Here is a 21,855-nt window from a genome sequence, read left to right on the forward strand (position 1 = left end):
TTGGATGAATTCCTCCTTTTTATCCCTTGATTCCTGTTAATGTAATACCCTCAACAAAATATTTGTTGCCGATCAAGAAAAATACTAAACAAGGAGCTGTAACGACGAGCGCCAGTGCCATGACCTGTTCATAGTTCGGAATGCGCATCCCGTTCACAATATACAAGCCCATAGGCAGCGTATAATCTGCTTCAGTCTTCAAATAAATCATGGTGTAGAAAAATTCATTCCAACAGTTGATAAAGCTGAACAACGCCACAACAATCATTGCGGGACGTATAAGCGGCAGCATGATGCGGGAGTAGATACGGAAGTAACCCGCACCGTCAATCTTGGCAGCTTCACTGAGTTCTAGCGGAATCGTCATGAAAAATTGCCGGAGCAAAAAGACAAAATATGCGTTGCCGCCTGCACAGAAAAAGGCCGGAATAATAAGAGCAGGTTTGCCAGCCAGTCCCAACGAAGTGTACAGAGAATATTGTGGCAGCAGGGTTACGGCACTAGGCAGCATCATCGTACTGATGACCAGCACGAACCACATCCCGCGCAGCGGAAAGTTCAGCTTAGCAAAGGCATACCCAGCAAAGCTTGTCGTCAGCACCGTCCCAATCACATAAGGAACTACAATCGAAACTGAATTCCAGAGCTGCCGCAGGAACTGAATACGTTCCAACCCAAGCCGAAAATTATCGACATTTAGTGACTCAGGGAAAAACACAGGCGGCCGCGCCAGTATTTCTGTATGGCTCACAAAAGCACCTCGCAGCAGCCAATAGAGCGGAAAAGCAAATATCACTGCGAGCAGACAGGAGAGCAGAATCAGCCCGGTATTGATGGCTTTAGCTCTTTTCTTTTTTTTCTGGATACTTGTATAATTCATAATTGCGGTAGCCGCCATTATCTCGCCTTCTTTCTTTTGCCCATCGAATCGTCCCTTTTAAATGCGCCCTGGAAGTAGAACAGCACACCAGTAATGGCCATAGTGATTAGGAAGACGACCCATGCCTCAGCAGACGCCAAACCGCGCATCCCTACCTGAACAAATGAATGGTCATAGATCATAACGTTGATAAAATAAGTCATCCGATCGGGTGCACCATTTCTGGACAACACCACACTTTGCGTATAAATCTGGATAGAGGTCATCATGCACATAATCAATTGGAAAAAGAGTACAGGCTTGATCGTCGGATAGGTTACTTTGAGGAACTTGTGCCAAGCATTTCCCCCGTCCATCTCGATGGCTTCCAGCAATTCTCCCGGAACATCCTGCAGCGTAGCGATGAACACAACAATCGTCCCACCACAGGTCCACAAGCTCATGATAAACAATGTCTCAAAAATACGGATGGGATCTGTCAGGAAATCAACAGGGGCTATTCCTATCTGCAATAAAATCCAGTTAAGCAGTCCACCCTTGGCTTGGTTCTGTAGAAGCATCTGCCACACAATCGTTGTCGCCAGCATCGGAACTACAGACGGCAGAAAGAATATAGCCCGCATTAAGTTTCTGCCGATAAATTTACGGTTTAATAAGAGTGCAACAATCAGACAAAAGGTGATTACAAGCGCCACGTTAATGAAGGCATAAATCAAGGTTACCGTTATGGATTTCTTGAATTCGGAGCTGGTATTGGTGAATATGTACCGGAAATTATCCAGCCCAATCCACTCCATTACTTGGCTTCCGCTCATAATCGTTATTTTATGAAAGCTGTAAAACAAACTGGCCAGCATCGGATAAAGCGTCAATACCAAAAATCCAATAATGGCCGGTGCTGCAAACAAATATCCAGCCACCGCCTCTTTGGTGACACCTCTGGCATGCTTTTTAACATAGACCGCAGCCGTTTCGGTTTTGCTCTCTGGGTTCATAAGCAATAGCCCTCTTTTCAAATATAAGCTCTAATTAGGAAACCTTGCCGCTCTCGAACAACTGCTTGATCGCTGGCATGATCGCATCATAGACTTCTTTAACACTTTTCTTACCTGCCAACGCCTGATCAATAGATTTCTCATATTCAGTATTCATCTTGAGGTAGGCAGGAACGTAATATGCAGGCCATTGTGCGATAGAGTCTTTCGTTGTCGAATAACTAAGAATAGTTTCTTTTGCACTTTCTGGAAGATCGGAGGTCCATTTTTCAACCAAGGTAGGATCGGTATACCAATCTGCCTGGTTTGGCAACCACGCACCACTCTTCAGCAGCTCCAGACTGTTCTCAGGGTTAACCATGTAAGCATAGAATTTCTTGGCTTCCTCAATGTGCTTCGATGTATTGTACACAACAAGCGGAGCACCACAGTTCATCGTTACTGCCTTTTCCATCTTAGGCAGAACGCCAACGCCGATATCTTCATTTCCTTTGATATTAGCTAGATCCCAAGAGCCGCTGATCGCCATGGCATAACCACCACTCAAAGCGTCTACCGCAGAACCAATTCCGGAATTCCAAGTGTAATTGAAAGCGGATGCAACCTTGTCTTTGTTAACGAGGTCAGCTAGCTTCTGGATGGCATCAACCGTTTTGGGAGAATCCCATTGAAATTCCTTTCCATCCGGGGAAACAATCCCTCCGCCGTTGGCATAAGCTGCCCAGAAATGGTGGAACTCCCGTCCCGCTGTCATACCAAGCCCGTAGTTCTCGGTCAGAGCAGCATCAAAGCCTTCATCTGCCGCTGTTTTTCCTTTAGTATCTGTCGTTAGCTTTTTTGCGTTTGTTACGAATGTATCCCAATCCCATGCATTTTCAACTTTGGAGGGTGGATATTCAAGGCCCGCTGCATCAAATTTAGACTTACTATAGTAAAGCAGCTCCAACTGGTTGGATAGGCCAACTCCGATCACTTTTTGCTCAGGTGAATGGATTGTTATCGCTGATAGTTTTTCAGGAATACTTCCGTCCGCTAATAAATCGCTGATATCTTCGATAATTCCCATTTCATTGTACTTTTGGATATCGCCTTCACCCATATAACTGATGTCTGGAAGTTCGCCGGATTCGAGCCGGGTCTGAATAAATGTATCGAAGGAGCCATCCGCTGGAAGCACTTGTGCATTGATTTTCACTCCGGTGTCGGCTGTATATTTTTCTGCTGCCGCTTCAACCAGCTTTTTCTGCACATCATCACCCCAATACAATAATTCCAAGGTTACGTCTTTATCAGACGTAGTTTCTTTGTTGGCTGCTCCAGACCCTTCAGATGCCTTTGGAGCCGCGTTGTTGGAATTGCCCGAACAGCCTGCCAGTGCGGAAAAAACCATCATTGATGCTAAAGATAGAACTAGAGTACGTTTTCCAAACTTCATGTTTGTTGCCTCCCTTTTTTTCATATCTATTTATTTCAAGCCAAGCATTTAAAGCTTTAGCCTAAAATCATCATGGTTTGTCATTCTTAGCAATTACAGGCAAGGACTGAATATTCCGCCTGCCAGTCTTACGTGAGGCTCTAGCATCCCCTCAGTTGTGCGATATTCAAGCTTATCCTCAAGCAGTACATATCTTGATGGATATGCAGCGTAACTTGTTACGATCCAGCCCTCCGAGTCTTCTTCAATATAGCCGTTAATACAGCGCATCTTTCCGCGTGGATCCCTGTACAAATATGTGGTTGTCCCGAAGCCCATTAGATAGGCCACTAGCTCCTCCCCCATATCCCAATCATCTCCTGTCACACCCGAGAACAGCGAAGCAAACAAGGAATCACTTGCCCCCACAAATACGGATTGCCCAAAACGGTTTCGCGACAATTCTGGCATGTTCAGGTTAGGAGCTGCCACACTATATGTAGAAGCTGCCTCTCCAGGCAACAAACGTCGTGGAGTAGAGCGTACATTCCAATCGTAACAATTGAATACTGCCATCGTAGAACGGTAAGCGGCTTCCAAATATTCAGGGTCTCCAAGGAATTCATAGGCAACCCGGGATGCTCCTGCTACCAATCCACCCCAAAGGGAATGAATCATATAAGACAAAGCTTCCCACCAGCGATCCGGATTCTGCACTCTGTAATCATTGCTGAATCCGATATTTGCCAGAATTAGTTGTCCATAACGCTGAGCCTCCTCTTTATTTCCAAGGTGACACAACGTTTCACAGGTAGGACCAAATCCTGCATTATCGTAAAAATGCTCCGTTATAGCTCCCTCATACTGCTGTATCCCTGTCTCGAGATTTCTGCCAAAGTGCTCCCATAAGGTAAGTAGACGTTTATACTCTTCTGAAAGACCGCTCTCCTTCAGTGCTTCTAATAAATCAAGAATATAGAGCACAAATATACCGTTTAGACGGCTCTCATCCTGCTCGCGCTGGCCACTGTGCCGATCAGGGTCTAGGCGAAGGCACATGATTTCAGCAGCCCATTGTAGATATTTTCTAGGAGAATGAATTTTTAGTAGTGAACCATCCATTCGTGACAATAGATAAAAGACATGCCCAATATAATCCAGATCATAAATGCGGTAGAATTCTCCATACAAGGGACGCGGATGATTGAAATCTCCGCCTTCAAACCAATGCTCCTTCACATCCAATACTGCGGCAATCTCGGCCTTAGCTACTTGTTCTGGGACAGCCTTAGCCATGCTATTCTTCATCAGAAGAAAAGCAACCTTACCCAGCGATTCTCCCTGATTCGATAGCGGACGGAAGGCATATGGCCTCTCAGCCTCCCCTGTCCCTCCAAAGTTGTTATTTACCAACCACTCGGCTCTCTTTTCCAGAATCCGGTCAATCGACTCCAGTACATTCCAGACCAGGATATCGGTCCGTCCATCTTCTAGCACCAGCTCCAGCTTATGTTCTCCCGGCTCCAAACGCTGTAAAGATATGTTATAGCTGCTGCCTGACTCCAACCGTACAGCTTCGTCCGTAATATTCTCCTGACGGATCAGCTCCGTTGCCGGTGAAGTGCTATACAAACGCAGCTCACGTAGAGCTTGGCCCTGCGGCAGATCAACAACAGCTTCGAATCTTCCTCCCCGGGTTAATACAGGCGTATAGCTCCAGCGCGGATGTCCATAGGCCATACCCTGCCTATAGAAATCATCTCGATTCTGACAGGGATGGATTATGTATTCCCAACTGGAGGTCTCTCCAGCGTCAAGATCCAGCGGACTGTAAGCGCCACCATATATCCAGTCGGCAGCTGCAGATTCGGTCATAGATGATCCGTCTTCCACCAACGATAGCCGATGATACAGCAGACCATCCAAAGAAGGGGAAACCTGCTCAAGAAAACGATTCTTATAACTACAATAAGTACCTACGGTTACTGTTCTGCCCTGAGCACCATAAACACCCAGATGTGGTGCTTCGTTGCTCCGTCGAATGGCAGCAATTTTAGCGAAATCTCCTCCAAGATGGGGGAATACTGCACAGGACTGTCTCATATTGCGCTGCACATTTTCATCTCTGTACATGATATAAGCGAACGAAAACCACACATGAAGTCCATTAATTTTTACAGACTGTGTTGAGCGGTTCGTAGCTTCAATAGTCCATCTTAGCCGCTCATCTTCCAAAGAATATGTAAGTCTGATTGCAATCGGCGGGCCTTCAAAATCCACAATTACACGGTGTTTTCCTTCTGGCGTGATTTTGGGCAACAGATCAGTGCTTTTTATGATATTCCCGTCTAGCTCTATTGTCCATTCTCCGAATAGCTTATCTGTATCCGTATAACCTGCCTCTTTCAAATAAGACGGATCAATTACCCAATTCATTTCACTAGGGTCGCCCTGTAATATCAGAGACTGAAGTGCTCCGCGGTCGCTTAGCTCCATCCTGAAATTTTCGTTGCCTAGAATCGTCATTGCCTAGCACCTCTTCAATATTTTAAGTTAAACGTTTAGATTTATGAGGAAAAAGGAGCTGTGAAACTTATTTTTGTTTCACAGCATTTTTTAACGTAGCCACGGAATCACGTTCGATCAACCGGCACTCCGGCATGATCAGTGAATCCATCTTCGTCCCCTTGATTAAATTGAACAAAACCTCAATAGCTTGATAGCCCATCTCATGTAGCGGAAGTCCCATTGTTGTTATACGCGGGCGTAAGTAATCACTGAATTCACGATTATCAAAACCGACAACCGACAGATCATCCGGTATTTTAAACCCTTTTTCCTCTGCCGCCTGCAAAACACCTACAACCATTACATCATTCATGGAAAGAATCGCGGTTGGAGGCTCCGGCAAAGCGAGCAACTCGGAGGTAAGGCGATACCCTGATTCCCTCTCCCAGTCTCCCATCTTAATTAATAGTGGATCGAACGGTAGTTGATATTCAGTAACTGCCTTGTAATAACCGTTCAGTCTTAATCTGGAAGGGATAGAATCCATCAAACCACTGATTACAGCAATTCTGCTATGTCCTTGGTTAACCAAGTAGGACATGGCTTGGTAAGCAGCTTGCTCATCATTATACTGGATAGAGATATCGTCCTGTGTGTAAGAGTAGGTATACACAATAGGCTTACCCTCCGTATCGATTAAACCCGTTAAATCACGGGGATGAACACCGATATAAATAATCCCATCCACTTGATTACTGAGCAGTTCGGCAACCGCATTAGCGGCATACTTTCGATAGTCTTCCGTATTCGAGAAGTTACGGCCGATACGCTTGTCCAAACGAAGATTCACCAGTAAAATATGCAAATCATTACGATCTCCAAAATCATTAATTCCATCGATAATATCGGGGGTGTTAAATACCGTCACATCTTCTGCAATAACACCTATTGTATTCGTACGGTTGAGTTTAAGACTCTTCGCAATAGCATTCGGCTTATAATTCAACTCCTCAATGGCTGCAACAACTCGTTCCCTTGTATCGGAACGTACATTGCGGGTACCATTAAGCACATAGGAGACTGTAGCAATCGAAACATTAGCCTTTGCGGCTATGTCTTTAATGCTGGTTTTCCTCATTACACCTTCTCCTATCTTATTATGGGAACTCTTTTAATCACGTTGTTAAACGTTTAGATTATTTTTACAGTTAGAATATACCACGCGTATTTATTGCTTTGCAACCCTTTTTTTGCTATCCTCAAAAAATCCTAATGTTCATCCCCCTTTTCGTTTAGAATTGATTTATCTGTTGAACATTGGATAAAAATAAGATATAGGAGCTTGGGCTTATTATGACACCATTTACTGAGAGAGTTATTCATATCATACAGTCTATACCAGAAGGTAAAGTGATGACTTACGGAGGAGTTGCCCGCGCGGCAGGCAGCCCAAGAGGAGCAAGGCAGGTCGTTCGCATCCTTCACTCTATGAGCAAAAAATATAAGCTGCCCTGGCACCGGGTCATTAATGCTAAGGGAATGATCGCACTAACTGAGGATGAGTCTAACTCCCTCCAGAGGCTCTATCTACAGGGAGAGGGAGTTAGTTTTAATGAAAAAGGTGTGGTAGATCTGAAGCAATTTCAGTTTGAGCCGGAGTGTGCCGATTAGTACCCTCCGGTAACTCTTCGTCTTTCTCCGGTGCCAAGAGCATTGAGTAGACAATACATCGTCGCGTAAATGACCAGCAGGACAAAGGCAATGAACAAACTGAAAAACACGGACTGGAGATTCAGGCTATCCAGAACAAGTTGATACAACTGATGCCTGTCCGTCAGGACGTCCCAGCTATTGAGTCTGTAGACTCGGCCAAGCAGTACACCATATCCCCCGAGCATACATGCCGCAAGCACGAATACCCATGACCACAGCAGGTTGCTTTTGCGATAAATGACCGTCTGGAACTGATACAATGAGAAGAACCCGGTCAACCATCCACTCCAGGTGAACAATAAAAGAGTAACCAAGTCATACCAGTAGCGATTCTGAATGGCTCCCTCCACGATATATCTACTTTTTCTTACCGTTAAATGCACCAGGTCAGTCATGAGATAAGGCGCGTTTGGAAAGAACAGCAGCCACGCGACACCCAAAGGAAGAAGTAATAAACCGCCTATCTTCCTTTTGTCTAGCTCATAAGCAGCCATGGAGAATAAAAACGGAATCCAAGCTAAGAACAAATTCCAAATTAAAAAACCGTAAAACGAATCCGTCTGAAGTGACACTACACGATATACCGCCAATGTAGCGACAGACAATCCCGCCAAGAGCATAAACACCTTCGGATAATTCAATTCCTTCATGAGCTTATATTCTCCTTATCGATATTAATTACATTAAACTTATACCCAATTGTACAAATTCAGAATTCCGAAGTCCAATTTTAATACAAAAGCCCAGACGCAAGAATAGCGCCCAGGCCGACTTTATTTATTAAAATCAAGTACCGCTGATTAGTTCAGAGGCATTGCTGGCTTCTTGCGTCCTGTCAGACCTCGTAGTCCACCTGCATCCTCCTGACAGGATAATGCCGTACACTCCCTAAACGCCGCATGACTGCATCCGATACATTTGTTGTGATTAATACTGCTAAGAGCTTCATTGATCGCTTCACCGGTATGATGATAGAACTGTGCCGCTCCTATTTTGTCATATAGCCCGGTTCTCTTAAGTAGCTCAAGCGGCTGCGGCTGAACACCGGAGATCATCAGTTTCCCTCCAACAGCATGGAGATGCCGCACCAGCTCCGCCAGATTGGATTCGCCTGTAGTATCCATGAATGGCACTTTTCCCATCCGCATTAATATAATTTTCGGCTGGTCTGAGCCATAACCCGGCATGGTGTCATCAAATCTATACGCAGCGCCAAAAAACAGCGGCCCTTCCACGGTATAAATCCCAATCTGCGGACAATCATGACTCTCCGTTACCATATGTGCTCCTACCTTGACGGAATTAGGATCAGGCAATACTTTGGATACCAGATGAACCTCTCCCATCCGTTTCACAAACAAAATCACTGCAAGAATCAATCCCACCTCTACAGCCAGCGTTAAATCTGCAAATATCGTTAACAAAAAGGTGATGAATAACACCAAAGAATCACCTGTTTTGATTTTAAGCAAATGAAGAAATTGTTTACGCTCACTCATATTCCAAGCTACCACCATCAAGATAGGAGCCATCGCTGCCAACGGAATACTAGAAGCATAGGGTGCAAACAACAGCAGAATTAGGAATACCACTCCCCCGTGAACGATCCCTGAGATCGGAGAAACTGCACCGCTTTTGATATTTGTGGCGGTTCTGGCAATGGCACCTGTGGCTGGAATTCCTCCAAACAATGGAGCTGCAATATTGGCGATTCCCTGACCAATCAGTTCACGGTTGCTGTGATGGCGGCTGCCCGTCATCCCATCAGCTACGACAGCTGACAATAAGGATTCAATAGCACCCAACATCGCGATGATAAAGGCCGGACGAATCAGCAGTGTAATCCGCTCCCAGGTAATGGTCGGAAAACGGAAGCTTGGCAGTGTATTAGGGATATTCCCATAGGCCAAACCAATCGTAGTCACCTTACCGCTAAAAAATAACGCTGCTATGACAGTCGCACAAAGAAGGCCGACCAATGAGCCCGGCACCTTCGGAGCGAAGCGAATCGCTAGGATAACAACGGCCAGACAAATCGCGGCGGTCAGGATACTATATCCATTGATCGTCGATAGATGAAGTCCAATCTCTTTCATGTTATCTACAAAGCTCTCGTGCCGTTCAATATCCCTTAACCCAAGGAAATTAGCAATCTGTCCGGTGAAGATAATAACCGCTATTCCTGCTGTGAAACCAATCGTGACCGGCTTCGGAATAAATTTAATCAGTACACCCAGCCTTAACAATCCCATGAGGACTAAAATAACCCCCGCCATCATCCCCGCTAACAGCAGGTTCTCATAACCATACTGCATCCCAATGGCGAACAAGATAGGAATAAATGCACCTGTCGGTCCACCAATCTGAAATTTCGATCCCCCGAACAATGAAATACATATGCCGGCAACGATTGTCGTATAAATGCCATATTCCGGCTTTACACCAGAAGCAATAGCAAATGCCATCCCTAAAGGAATGGCAATAACCCCGACGATTGTCCCTGATATTAAATCCTTGCGAAAAGCGTTCATATTGTAGCCTTTATAACGACCCCGCCCTGTCATGTTCAAACCTTCTTTTCTTTAAATATCTGATTATTTGAATATAAGAAGAACATTACTCTAGGACGCGACTGTTGTCAACGCCAAAATAACGTTAATCTATTCCATATTCACTCACCGCGCATGCCTTCCAGCAATGAAATGGTATTCACGAGATGGTTATCAAATATTTGTTTGGCCACGACCAGAAGGTCCTTGATCAGAGGATCACGTAAGGCATAAATGACTGTGGTGCCTTCCTTCACACTAGTTACTACATTTTTGGCGCGTAAAACAGCTAGCTGCTGGGATACAGCAGAACCTTCCGAGCCGAGAATAGCCTGCAGTTCATTCACATTCTTCTCACCTTCGCTAAGCAGCTCCAGAATACGAATACGCATCGGATGAGCCAGCGCCTTGAAGAATTCGGTCTTAAATTGCTGAATTTCGGTGTTCATAGCTTTCTACTCCTCATGCTTAACTTTCTGAATCTAATGTTATCTTTGTATGTTATCTTAGTCCCTAAGAAGCGTCAAATACTGAAGGGATAGATTCGTACATCACGGACCTGCAATTCTACGAACACTCCCAGTGCCATAGGTTCACCGAGACACTCGAACATCACTAACCCTTCACCTATTCGTAAAAATCCTGTGCCATCTTCTTCAATATTCTCCAACACGCCCGTAAAAATAACCTTATCCTGTTCGAGCCTGATATTGAACTCACCTGCAGGTACAGGATGGATATCCACCCACCTCATAAGCAGCTCCGAAAGCTCGAATTCCACATCCATTTCTGCCCCTGGATTCACAGGAGCACCACACCAGATTCCCCGGCCCTCCCCATATTCTGTGAGAAAGAATACCTCGTCCTTTTTCAAACCACTTTTTGTAATTTTGATTTGCATAGCCAATACTCCACCCTAATGATTTATAACGATCATTATATCATGAGAATTAGCCCAGTTTATCAAGTATAATTCTGGGTTGCCTTATTCAGATAAGTACTAGGGTGTAACCAAGGATGCTTAAAGAACTCACTTTTACTGGTAATCTTCCGCGAGACACTCAGGTCATAATCGATCATAGACTTTATCTGCTCTGCAAAGGCCTCCCCTTTTACCAGCATTCCCAGCTCAAAATCGTGGCAGGCACTTCTTTCGTTGATATTATATGAACCGTGAAAAACGGCTTGTGCTCTATGGTCATAGGTGATTTTCCAATGGGAAAATCGACCGGTGGCACTATAGTCATAGAAGGAAACACCGTTAATAAACGGCATATACATATTGCCTCTTACCGCCGCGCGATTTGTAGGATGATCATTGACCTCCAGCGGGTTACAAATGTTCAAATTACACGAGCATTCCGGACCAAGCAGCCCGAGCCGATCCCAAAAATCCTGATCAATCAAATAAGGATTCACGATGATCGTCTCTTCAGCCGCGTAAGTAATTAAATCCAGATAATATTGTTGAATCAGGTTAACCGGGTTACCTGGAAAGCTTGCTAACAGCGTACATTCTTCCTCACCAAAATGATAATCCACATCAGGATAATAAAAGACATCATTCACATCAAAATGATCTCCGCCTAGAAGCAGCCAGCGAGAATAGAACATTGCATTCAAAGGCTGCGCTGCAGCGCCGCGAATCCGGAAGCAGCCATCATGCCACTCAGCCTCTTTACTAGGAATGCCCTGTGGATGTCCATCTATACTCATTGCAGAGGATGCCTGCACCGGGGTCTCATACGTATATTGGTCACCAATATTTACACTGCCTATAATCGAGGTTACCCCATCTATGACCATAAACTTCCGATGATCGATGACATTCAGTCCTGTGACCTCAACATCCTCTTGCACTTTATCCTGCAGAAACAAGATACTTTCCGGCACTCCCTCTTGCTCCAGCGCCTTTCGTTTCACCCGCCATTCAATGGCTGTATAATACGAATTGAAGGTATTCAGCAGCTTAGCGCCTGCATTCTCAAGCCGATCAGCAATCTTGGCGAACTGGCCGTACTCCAGATTATTTCCGTACCCCAAAGCCGTCAATGTGTAATTGACCATAACCCTTACCTTAACGCCACGCTTAAGAGCATAAAACAGTTCATCTGCAACCAGATTCCCCGAGCGATCGTTAAAGAAAAGCATGACAGACAGGTGGATATAATGCTGCGCTTTTCTGATCTCCTCTAATATCATTCCTAGACACTCTGGACCATTCACGTAAGGTGTTACTTGATTATTCCACGTAGTCTGCGGAGCCAGAGCCTTTAGCTTGCCTGAGTCTAGTCTGCCCAATACTTCAGTAAGTTGTTCCAGTAAGCTTGGACTAAAACCAGGTAGCTGGGCTAGCTGCTGACTTGTCGTAATGACTCCGCCAAGCGTCTGACGATAGGCTCTGGCAGCCTCTAGATCTATCCCCTCAAGCTTACGCTCCACCTCTTCTCCTGCTACATCCATAATACGGGCAAGCGATCCGCCGGATAGATAATAATTCAAGAAATCAATCATATTTCTCTGTGTCTTCATATGTAAAGTCCCCCATCGATTATATTGCATGCCTTTGAATCAAGGTAAGGATAGATACCCTAGATCTCCTTTTTATAAACGGGGTGAAATGCAAAACAGAGATGCCCCACAGCCTTTATGGCTATGGATCATCCCTGTTTAGGATTAAAAAAATTCGCTAAGAATGGAGACAGCTTATTTTACCTGTTCTGCGCTAAATACTTTAACATCTAGAGGAGCAGCCAAGAATTCGCCGGCTTTAGCTGAGAAAGCAGTAAAATGAGCGCTCGTATTGTGGCTGGATACTGCATCAGCATCACGCCATTGCTCAATCATAATAAATGAGTTGGCTTCTCCAGCATTCTCATATAGCTCATAAGAAAGGTTACCCTCTTCAGCATGAGTAGCAGCCAGTAATGCTTTAGACTCCGTCAAAAACTGTTCACGACGCTCTGGATTAACTTTAAGTACAGCATGAATAATGATCATTGTATATTCCTCCTAAGATTAGTGTTTATGGTAGCACGTTGGCTTACTAACTTTATAATTATTTCCACTCAGCAACTTTATCGATAGGCAGACGAACAGAGGGGTAACCTGCATCAACAGCTTTACCAATGGAGAGTAGCATTACAGGAACATAACGATCTTTTTCCATACCAAATGCTTCAGCGATTTGTTCTTTTTCAAATCCACCAATTGGGTTTGTATCGTAACCATGTGCACGAGCAACCAGCATCAGCTGCATAGCAACAAGTGCGCCGTCGATAAGCACGGTGTCTCTGTTAATTTCCCGTGGCAGGTTAGCGAAATGAGCGGATAATCTGGTTAATTGATTTTCTTTTACTTCAGCAGGCATAAGTCCACGTTCAACAGCAGTACCGTAAATTTCCTCAGCATAATCAAAGTTGTTCAGATCACCAAAGATGGCAATCATAGCTGCAGAAGTCTCTACTTGTACGTTATTAAAACGAGCGAGAGGCGCTAAAGTAGCTTTAGCTTCGTCACTTTCAATGACCAGAAAACGCCAAGGCTGCATGTTCACTGAAGATGGAGCAAGTGTAGCTTCGGTAAGAATCTGTGTCATTTCTCCTTTGCTGATCTTAACGGATGGATCATATTTGCGAATAGAGCGGCGTCCTGTAATAATTTCTTGAAAATCATTTGTTTGTGTAGCGTTCATATGATTAATTCTCCTTTGAGTGTGTTTTGTAAGTTACAACAGAATGATATTAGATTGCAGACGATTGAGCATATCAATGAGCACTGCTCTCTCCTGATCGTTAAAACCTGTTAGCAGAGTAGCGATAAACCGCCTTTTCTCTTCGCTATATTGAACCATTCTTTCCCGACCTTGATCGGTTAATGAGACCAATGTGACCCTGTTATCGGCTGGGTTATTGCGGCGAGCGATCATGCCACTCTCTTCCAATCCCTTCAGATGACGTGTGACGGCTGCCGCATCAATATCCATTTCCTTTTGCAGACTGATTTGGCTGACTTCATCTACCCGAAACAGTTCATGCAGGAGGCGAAGCCGTGTGGGACTGATCCCTGCACAACGTTCAAATTTTGGAGAGATTCCTTTGTTCAAGGCCTGCAGCAGTTCAAATATATGTTCTTCCTCAGGACAGTACTCCGTCAAAATATACCTCCTTTCTAAATTTAATTGCATGCAATTGTTTTGTATGAAATTATACTAACGCATAATAATTGACCCGTCAACTAATATATCAAATCATTTTTAAAAAATCAACATTGCTTATCCTCATCCAGTGCTATACGCTTGAACAAAAGAGGAGAATACCTATGAGAATATCCCTGATTCAGCTGGATATAGCATTTGGCAATCCCGCTATGAATTATGCTGCTGTTGCCCAGAAAATAAATGAAGCCGCTGTCGCTGCCCCCGATTGTCTGATTCTCCCTGAGCTATGGACCACTGGTTATGATCTGACTCGCTTAGAAGATATTGGCGATCCGGAAGGAGAAATTACCAAGGAATTCATCTCCAGCTTGGCTAAACAATACAGCATCAATATCATCGCTGGTTCTGTCGCTAGCCGAAATGATGCTGGTGTAACCAATCGTATGTATGTATTTAATCGATCAGGTGAGCTCGTCGGACAATACAGCAAGCTGCATTTGTTCCAGCTGATGGACGAACATTTGTATCTGCAGCCGGGAGAAGCCAAAGGACTATTTACATTAGACAATACGTTATGTGCAGGGCTAATCTGTTATGATATCCGTTTTCCGGAGTGGGTTCGCGCCCATACCGCACAAGGGGCGGAAATCCTGTTCGTCTGCGCTGAATGGCCACTGCCCAGATTGTCCCACTGGCGGGCGTTATTGATCAGCCGAGCCATCGAGAACCAATGTTATGTTGTAGCCTGCAACCGTGCAGGCAGCGATCCTGCCAATATCTTTGCTGGGCATTCAATGATTATTGATCCTTGGGGAGATATTGTGTGTGAGGCGTCTGAAGAGGAACAAATTCTAACCGGAGAGATCGATTTACATCGGGTGCGTGAGATTAGGAAACAAATTCCGATTTTTTCGGACAGACGTCCTGAGTTGTATAATTAAAAAAGCGGCATTGTTGAATATTAAAAAAAGACGTTACGTAGGCTGGCTCTAGCCAGCTTTCCGTTACGTCCTTTTTTAACAGACTCCACCCCATGCTCAGCCCTCAGGAATACCGCTCGCGAAGCACCCTCGTTGCATCGAGCACACGTGGATCATCATAGTCCAAGCTGTATCCTGTCTCTTGCTGCAAAATGCAAGATGCTCTAAGCGATACTCCACGACGAATTAAAGCCTGAATAATTCCCTCCACAAACACTTTCGCCACTTCAGGTCCACCGAGTTCACCAAGTCCAGCAATCGTCTCTGGACGAACCCGTGGATAAGCTAATGAGGAGTCTCCTCCGGAGGCTTGCGCATAGAAATTCCGAATTTGTTCACCGCGTTCTTGACCCGAGCCAGAAACTACGACAAAAGCATGTACAAAATAGGCATTGTTCTGCCTACGTTGAGCAATACCACAAAACTTCCGGCCACCAATGGCCAGATCGAAATCACCCGGGCAGTAAGAACCAACAATCTCACCAGCCTCAATTTGCGCCGCAGCCTGTGGATGACTTATAGCAACCCCTTCAGTGATCAAAGCAGCCAAGAGCTTAAAGTCATCATGAAAATCCAGCTTTCCACGTCCTTTGGGCAGAACTAGAGAAACATTAATGATCCCTGCATCCAGAGGCACCGCAGCCCCGCCGGAATGCCTAACCGCCGTTCTAATCCCTTGCTCCTCAAGCGTAAGCATCGCCTGAGCTGCACACGGTAGCTTACTGTCCCGAAGTCCAAGCGCTACACCACCAGAATGACTCCACAGATGTAAGCTGGGAGGTATAAGGCCCGCTCCAACATCCCGGCATAAGGTTTCCTCAAAAGCGAATGGGACCAACATATCCTCTAAGCTCCCTGCTTCTGTACCTTTACTCTCATCCCTTCCACTCAGATGTTGAAAGAGACCCATTTCTGAAGGAAGTTTACTAAATATTGAATCATACTCACGAGTATCCACCAAAGCCCCTCTTTCCCGAATATGAGCCACGAGACCTGCTATTCTCTACCAGCTAAAGCTCCAAGCCTATCCGTATAAATAATGATAGTAATATTGTAACCGATCTGTCTCCCTGCTGTGAGTAGAGAATTGAAATGAGGTTATGATAACGCTATTCTTATAGTAAATGGACTTGCCCCAGAGCATAATAGGGGAAGACCTAAATTCATGCTATCCCAAACGTTAAGGAGTGATGCTGCATGACAGGAGACAAGCTGACACAAGAACGACAGCTAACCAAAACAAAGCAATGGGAACAAGCCCTTAACCACCTTTATATCAACTTTTGGGATTACAGCCATGACGCATTAAATAAATTCGCTGATGAAGATATCCACCAGGCAAGAGTGAACTGCCGTAAGCTGCTAAGTCTATTATCCATTCTTGATCCGCGGCACACTTCAGGCCTGTACCCTATTTTCAAAAAAGCGCAAAAGAGATTAGGTAAAGTGAGAGATGCAGATGTTCTAATAGAGTCTTTCAAGATCAAGCGCAAGCAAGCGAAGGAGAACGGAGATTCCAAAACTGCAGACCTGTTAAAGGCAGTGATCGCTTACCAAAAGGACAAGCGCAAAACTTACCGCAAGAGGCTCGCTAATGAGCTGCCTGAACTAATCAATGAAGACCTCGAGGAAAAGTGGAAGACCTTCCTAAGCGAGCAGCTTGAAGCCCTGGTCGCAAAAAAGAATGTTAACGTTGTTATGCGTGAGCTTGAGATCGCTTATGAGCAGAAGAAAAAAACCTGCAAAGCTATTTTCCATGAAGACAATGCCGAATCTACAGAAGCCTTCGACGCTTTGCACCAGCTAAGAATTGCTGCTAAAGAACTGCGTTATACCGCGAGTGCAGCCGATTTTGCGTTAAATCAGAAATTTCATGCGCATGAGGAGATCTATAAAGAGATTCAAGATCAACTTGGGCTGATTAACGATAAACGTCTATGGCTGGAAACACTGAATGCTATTGGACGTGAAGAGCTGGACATCGGTAAAAAAGCATGGAATGCCTTCACGTCGCAATTAAAGGATGAAGTGCTCGATGCACTGCATCATAATGACGTCATTCCCATCCAGACACAAACGAAGTAGCTCCATACAATATTGCAAATGTTCCTTTCTATTCAGCCGATGTATCTGATGCACCATACTCTTCAATATTTAACTTCACTTCATAGGTAATCGGAATCTCGCTAAAGGTTTCATCCCAGTTATCCTCTACGCTCCGCCATACAGCTGGATGTTGAATACGCAAAGCGTTGCCGAAACCTGCAACCTCTGTATGTAGCTCCTTCTGCATTTTTTTCACAGTGACCTGAAGCATGTCTACGACATGCTTCTCTAGCACTGCTTTATCCTCCTTTACAATGCCGTCATGTAACTTCTTCGCACTCTTGGCAAAAGCCTCACCATATCTCCCCGTAGATTCTATTTTCACATGAAAAGAGATCTTCCCATCCTTCACAGTAGCCTTATACTTGCTACCCAGGGATTTGATTTCATAGGTAATAAGCTTATTGTTAGACGGGTCGTATGCTTTGAGAACACCCCCCTCTCCCTTTCCAGTCAGCCAGACCATTCCTTCCAGCTCCGATGCATCAAAAAAACCAACGAGCTTTCCCGTTTTCCCTTTAATTACGCCTGCTCCATCCAGCTTTGTCTCCTTCTCTTTTTCTAAAGAAATTACATTCTGCAACATGAAACTTCTTTTACCATGCAAAGGACCCGCTACTTTAGCTATTGAAACCGGCTCCCATATCCTCGTGCTCCGACTTCTATTCACAAAAATCCCCTCTAAGACAAATGAAGGGGTTTGGCCCGGCAGCGCATTTTCCAATACATCTTTGGCTTTTCCCTTGCTGACATATAGTAGAACACTGGGACGGATATCGTTGTCCCTGCTAAAGAAATCAATTAACTCAGAAAACTTGGTAGAGCGCGCAAGCTTCTCACCGATCACAATGACCTTAAGGTGATGTCCGATCGGAGTACGTCTAGTACGCAGTGAAAGTGCCCGTAACGCTTCAAACATCGAATCACTTACTTCACTCATGTTATAGTAATTTCTGGTTGAGGATGGGGAAGCCCCAGACTTCATACCTGACCCTCCTGAGCCTTGAGGAATCGTAAACTGATAGGTACTCATTATTTGCGCAGGCATGGGATTTCCCCCGCCTCCTTGCTGGGTTGCCTCCTCATCCCCTGTCTCCTCCGCACTGTCCAGGGCAACACCAATCTCCATACTTAACTCTTCAACAGGTGTGCTGCTCCAGCAGCCGGTCAACAGAATACATAATATAAGAAATGTAATCGACACTCTCCATTTTTTCATGAAGCCGCCCTCCGGAAATGTGCGATGATCAACAGCGGCAATGGAATTAATCCAAATAAAACGATCATCCAATTCCCCACAACTGTCCCTAATGCAAACAGAGCATTCACATTTGGAGGCGTTCTGGAAACTACATAGGCTACTGGAAGTATAGCCAATAAGCAGCTATTAAATCGTTTATGAAATATTTGAGAAACTCCCAAAGCAGCAGCATAAATAGTGATACAGAAGGTGCAAAAAATTTGCATAATCCAGATTACAAGCAGCAGCGATTCAAACCTCTCAAAAATAAGATAATTCACCTCAAAGCTTCTCACTAGATCAAGAAATGGCCAAGTTCTTGTGACCACTCCATCTATAGAAAATGCACCAATAGTCATTACAACGGCTAAAAGATAAAAGAACGTTGATATACATGATCCAGCAATAATTACCTTTACTGCTTTTTGTGGCTTATCCATAAAAGCCACAATGAACAGCATCGCTTCACCAGCAGTAAAAGTTAGAATGGTTGGCCTGATGCCCTTCCATACCGGTTCTAGCCCATCTCCAAGAAAAGGCCGCAGATTATCGATATCAAAAACTTCAACACTAAGCAAACTTACTCCAACAAAAATTGTCCATGCAATTGGAACAATCAACCTGCACATGCTAGTTATGGCATTAAGTCCTCCTCTGCACAGATAGAAGGCTATCCAAATAAACACGGCAACAATCGCCCAAGGTGGGGTTCCCTCCAGCAGAAAAAAAGAGGTCACTTCCTGCACGGAACGTGCTTCAAAACTGGCTATGCACAGAAAATACACAATTACTAATATAGAGAGAATCACTCCAAGTGGCTTGCCAATGATTTTCCCGCTAAATTGAAAGATGGTTTGACCTGGAAACCGTTGACTAAGTTTCACTATAATTAAACCTGTAAAAAAGGTAAGTACTCCCCCTAAAAAAACGGAGATCCATACATCTGGAGTTTCACTAGCCTCTACAATCGTCCGAGGAAGTGTAAGTATCCCTGCCGCAATAGTATAATTGGCTAATATGATCGTCGCTTGAACAGCAGTAATTCGGTCCTTCACCTCGGTACTCATATTCGCTTCCTCCTTTACTTAGATCTCTCATCCTTTGCGTCGGGGGTCCTTCGGCTTCAACAGCGTAGGGCGGCCTGTTAGAAATTGCAGCGGCATACGGAATATAAAATCTTTCCAATCCTTAATCTTATACGGGATAAACATGCCAAGATAAGGCATGCCAAAGCTTTTTAGCTTGATTAAATGGGCACTCAGGAAAAGGAAAAATAACACAACTCCATATAATCCAAAGACTGCTGCAGAAAACATAGCTATAAAACGGAGCATACGCAGCGTCATTCCCGCACTATACATAGGGATGGTGAAGGAGGAAATTGCTGTAACTGAAACAACGATGACTAGAATCGGACTTACAATTCCGGCTTCTACCGCGGCTTGGCCGATGATAAGACCGCCAACAATCCCCATCGCAGGACCGATAGGTTTAGGCAGCCGGAGTCCAGCCTCCCGCAATATTTCGATGGAGGTCTCCATGATCAAGGCTTCAATTAATACCGAAAAGGGTACACCTTGTCGGGAACTGATGATTGAAATAGCCAACTTTGTCGGAATCAATCCTGGCTGAAAGGAGAGGAAGGAAATATATAGTGCCGGTGCAAACATTGATATTAATGCGGCGAGAAAACGCAGCAAGCGCACCAATGAACCCACCATCCACCGATCGTAATAATCCTCTGGGGATTGCAGCAGCATCCCGAAGGAAACTGGCATGATCAAGGCAAAGGGTGTGCCATCCAGTAGGATAGCGACTCTTCCTTCCAATAACGCTGCCATTACGCGGTCAGGTCTTTCCGTATTCTGAATCTGCTGGAATGGAGTGAAGCTATTATCTTCGATTAATTGCTCCACATAACCAGATTCTTGCACATCATCTATATCAATCGTCCTGATTCTTCGTTTGACTTCTTCGACCAGTTCATCATTCGCGATGTCTTTGATATAAGTTAGAACCAGATCCTTCTTCATCCTCTTGCCTACAGTAAAAGAAATCATGGCTAGCTCTGTGCTCTGCCCGTGTCTGCGCAGTAATGCCGTGTTGTCACTTAACGTCTCATTAAATCCGCTTCGCGATCCCCGCAAGACAGCTTCTGATTCAGGCTCCTCTATCCCTCTTGTATTTCCTTTCGGGGTGCTGAGTACAATAGCCTCCGGTATCCCTTCTACTAGCAGCACTACAGAGCCGAACAATACCTTTTGAAGGGAGAGCTTCACATCATCTGTAAACTCAACTTCCGAAATAAGCACGATCTCATGAATGAGAATATCTTTTAGATCCTTTGCTTCCGGTATCGTATGGGGATCCTTAAAAACCTTATAGGCATTCATTAAAGGCTTCAGAATATTCCGATCCATTTTATCTTTATCTGTCAGTCCATCTACAAATATAAGGGCCGCTTGCAGCTTTATACCTCCGATACGTAACTCCCGAAAACTCACATCATGCATATCTGTGCTCATCTCTTTAAATCTTTGCAAATCCTCCCGAAATTGACCACTATAGCTTGCTCCTGTAGAAGATTCTTCACTGATTTCAACGGAATCGTCCACCTTAGCAACCTTTTTCGTATTGCTAGAACCTAGAGAGGCTTCTCCGTAAGGAACACCCCCACCTATGCTGCCGGTAGCCTTTGTTGCTCTAGTACTTATCGTATCTTCCTTTACATTAGCCCAACTCATCATCCGGATTAGAATAAACGGAACGAAAAAAATCATAATAGCTTGGAAAATCACGCTCCATTTAGGAATTATCTCAAGAATACTGTTCCACACCTTCATCACCTCCTTTATAGCTGTGTTCGTATTTTTTACCGAAGATGGGTAAATCATGCACGCAAAAAAGACCCCACAATATGGAGTCTCCCTATTTTCATCTTTAGAATTATCGCCTTATGCTTGAAGAACCTTGTTCAGTATGCCTTGGTAGGCTGCTTTCGGACGCAGACCGACCAGCTTTTCCAGGGGTTGCCCCTCTTTATATACAATAACTGTAGGCATCCCCATAACACCAGCTTCTCCAGCCAAATCCGGCAGTTCATCACAATTCACCTTAACAATAGAAACATCGTCTCCATATTCCTGGTGAAGATCCTCCAGAACAGGCAGCAGCACCTTACAAGGGGGGCACCATGGCGCACCATAATCCACCAGTACCGTTCCTCCACCACGTATTTCTGCCCGCACCCAATCCGCGCTTTCGGCATTTATAATGGACATTTGCCATTCCTCCTCTATTTTGCATCACCA

Annotated in this window: 21 protein-coding genes; 3 read left to right on the forward strand and 18 right to left on the reverse strand. The window is 44.7% G+C overall.

Features of this window, described 5'->3' with window-relative positions:
• Positions 1-19: 19 nt before the first annotated feature.
• From MHH60_RS24330 to MHH60_RS24350, 5 genes are all read right to left on the reverse strand, one after another.
• Positions 20-898 (reverse strand): carbohydrate ABC transporter permease, encoded by an 879-nt coding sequence (locus MHH60_RS24330; RefSeq protein WP_081389160.1) that lies wholly within the window; start codon positions 896-898, stop codon positions 20-22.
• Positions 898-1,875 carry a carbohydrate ABC transporter permease gene (locus tag MHH60_RS24335; protein WP_081383334.1) on the reverse strand — a complete coding sequence of 326 codons (978 nt, stop codon included), beginning with the start codon at positions 1,873-1,875 and terminating at the stop codon, positions 898-900. Before MHH60_RS24335 ends, MHH60_RS24330 begins: the two co-directional genes overlap by 1 nt.
• Positions 1,876-1,909: 34 nt before the next feature.
• The gene (locus tag MHH60_RS24340) at positions 1,910-3,310 is read right to left on the reverse strand and encodes an extracellular solute-binding protein (protein ID WP_076138269.1); all 1,401 of its coding nucleotides are present in this window, start codon (positions 3,308-3,310) and stop codon (positions 1,910-1,912) included.
• A gap of 93 nt (positions 3,311-3,403) precedes the next feature.
• Positions 3,404-5,815: a hypothetical protein gene (locus MHH60_RS24345; protein WP_076138268.1), complete on the reverse strand. Its 2,412-nt coding sequence runs from the start codon at positions 5,813-5,815 to the stop codon at positions 3,404-3,406.
• Between the two features lie 67 nt (positions 5,816-5,882).
• Positions 5,883-6,935: a LacI family DNA-binding transcriptional regulator gene (locus MHH60_RS24350; protein ID WP_076138267.1), complete on the reverse strand. Its 1,053-nt coding sequence runs from the start codon at positions 6,933-6,935 to the stop codon at positions 5,883-5,885.
• A 215-nt stretch (positions 6,936-7,150) separates the two neighbouring features.
• Here MHH60_RS24350 and MHH60_RS24355 point away from each other — a divergent pair, with 215 nt between their 5' ends.
• Positions 7,151-7,468: an MGMT family protein gene (locus MHH60_RS24355; protein ID WP_076124439.1), complete on the forward strand. Its 318-nt coding sequence runs from the start codon at positions 7,151-7,153 to the stop codon at positions 7,466-7,468.
• Here the strand turns inward: MHH60_RS24355 and MHH60_RS24360 are convergent.
• The 8 genes from MHH60_RS24360 to MHH60_RS24395 all read right to left on the reverse strand — a co-directional run bounded on the left by MHH60_RS24360 (position 7,465) and on the right by MHH60_RS24395 (position 14,215).
• Positions 7,465-8,160, reverse strand: a complete 696-nt coding sequence (locus tag MHH60_RS24360; RefSeq protein WP_076138266.1) for a DUF1361 domain-containing protein — start codon at positions 8,158-8,160, stop codon at positions 7,465-7,467. The two genes, MHH60_RS24355 and MHH60_RS24360, sit on opposite strands and share 4 nt — an antisense overlap.
• Positions 8,161-8,310: 150 nt before the next feature.
• On the reverse strand, positions 8,311-10,074 hold the full coding sequence (locus tag MHH60_RS24365) for a SulP family inorganic anion transporter (protein ID WP_076138265.1): 1,764 nt from the start codon (positions 10,072-10,074) through the stop codon (positions 8,311-8,313).
• A gap of 107 nt (positions 10,075-10,181) precedes the next feature.
• A complete protein-coding gene (locus MHH60_RS24370; protein WP_036676741.1) occupies positions 10,182-10,508 on the reverse strand; it encodes an ArsR/SmtB family transcription factor in 327 nt (108 codons plus the stop codon).
• 74 nt (positions 10,509-10,582) lie between these two features.
• Positions 10,583-10,960: a hypothetical protein gene (locus MHH60_RS24375; protein WP_076138264.1), complete on the reverse strand. Its 378-nt coding sequence runs from the start codon at positions 10,958-10,960 to the stop codon at positions 10,583-10,585.
• A 62-nt stretch (positions 10,961-11,022) separates the two neighbouring features.
• On the reverse strand, positions 11,023-12,591 hold the full coding sequence (locus MHH60_RS24380; protein ID WP_076138263.1) for a phospholipase D-like domain-containing protein: 1,569 nt from the start codon (positions 12,589-12,591) through the stop codon (positions 11,023-11,025).
• 174 nt (positions 12,592-12,765) lie between these two features.
• Positions 12,766-13,059 carry a putative quinol monooxygenase gene (locus MHH60_RS24385; RefSeq protein ID WP_076124444.1) on the reverse strand — a complete coding sequence of 98 codons (294 nt, stop codon included), beginning with the start codon at positions 13,057-13,059 and terminating at the stop codon, positions 12,766-12,768.
• Positions 13,060-13,117: 58 nt separating this feature from the next.
• Positions 13,118-13,753 carry a nitroreductase family protein gene (locus MHH60_RS24390; RefSeq protein ID WP_076138262.1) on the reverse strand — a complete coding sequence of 212 codons (636 nt, stop codon included), beginning with the start codon at positions 13,751-13,753 and terminating at the stop codon, positions 13,118-13,120.
• Between the two features lie 33 nt (positions 13,754-13,786).
• On the reverse strand, positions 13,787-14,215 hold the full coding sequence (locus MHH60_RS24395; protein ID WP_256715233.1) for a MarR family winged helix-turn-helix transcriptional regulator: 429 nt from the start codon (positions 14,213-14,215) through the stop codon (positions 13,787-13,789).
• Positions 14,216-14,373: 158 nt separating this feature from the next.
• On the opposite strand from MHH60_RS24395, the gene MHH60_RS24400 reads away from it, so the two are divergent.
• Positions 14,374-15,159, forward strand: a complete 786-nt coding sequence (locus MHH60_RS24400) for a carbon-nitrogen family hydrolase (RefSeq protein WP_076138276.1) — start codon at positions 14,374-14,376, stop codon at positions 15,157-15,159.
• Positions 15,160-15,262: 103 nt separating this feature from the next.
• Here the strand turns inward: MHH60_RS24400 and MHH60_RS24405 are convergent, their stop codons facing one another.
• Positions 15,263-16,156, reverse strand: a complete 894-nt coding sequence (locus MHH60_RS24405) for a lipoate--protein ligase family protein (protein WP_076138260.1) — start codon at positions 16,154-16,156, stop codon at positions 15,263-15,265.
• A 239-nt stretch (positions 16,157-16,395) separates the two neighbouring features.
• On the opposite strand from MHH60_RS24405, the gene MHH60_RS24410 reads away from it, so the two are divergent.
• Positions 16,396-17,283, forward strand: a complete 888-nt coding sequence (locus MHH60_RS24410) for a CHAD domain-containing protein (RefSeq protein ID WP_076138259.1) — start codon at positions 16,396-16,398, stop codon at positions 17,281-17,283.
• Positions 17,284-17,311: 28 nt separating this feature from the next.
• On the opposite strand, the gene MHH60_RS24415 is transcribed toward MHH60_RS24410, so the two are convergent.
• The 4 genes from MHH60_RS24415 to MHH60_RS24430 form a co-directional block, all read right to left on the reverse strand.
• On the reverse strand, positions 17,312-18,523 hold the full coding sequence (locus MHH60_RS24415; protein WP_076138258.1) for a Ger(x)C family spore germination protein: 1,212 nt from the start codon (positions 18,521-18,523) through the stop codon (positions 17,312-17,314).
• Positions 18,520-19,611, reverse strand: a complete 1,092-nt coding sequence (locus tag MHH60_RS24420; protein ID WP_076138257.1) for a GerAB/ArcD/ProY family transporter — start codon at positions 19,609-19,611, stop codon at positions 18,520-18,522. Before MHH60_RS24420 ends, MHH60_RS24415 begins: the two co-directional genes overlap by 4 nt.
• Before the next feature lie 27 nt (positions 19,612-19,638).
• Positions 19,639-21,387 carry a spore germination protein gene (locus MHH60_RS24425; protein WP_076138256.1) on the reverse strand — a complete coding sequence of 583 codons (1,749 nt, stop codon included), beginning with the start codon at positions 21,385-21,387 and terminating at the stop codon, positions 19,639-19,641.
• A gap of 111 nt (positions 21,388-21,498) precedes the next feature.
• The gene (locus MHH60_RS24430) at positions 21,499-21,825 is read right to left on the reverse strand and encodes a thioredoxin family protein (protein WP_076138255.1); all 327 of its coding nucleotides are present in this window, start codon (positions 21,823-21,825) and stop codon (positions 21,499-21,501) included.
• Positions 21,826-21,855: the final 30 nt, after the last annotated feature.

The sequence above is a fragment of the Paenibacillus sp. FSL H7-0716 genome, assembly GCF_038002705.1.
GTDB classification, from domain to species: Bacteria; Bacillota; Bacilli; order Paenibacillales; family Paenibacillaceae; genus Paenibacillus_AQ; species Paenibacillus_AQ odorifer.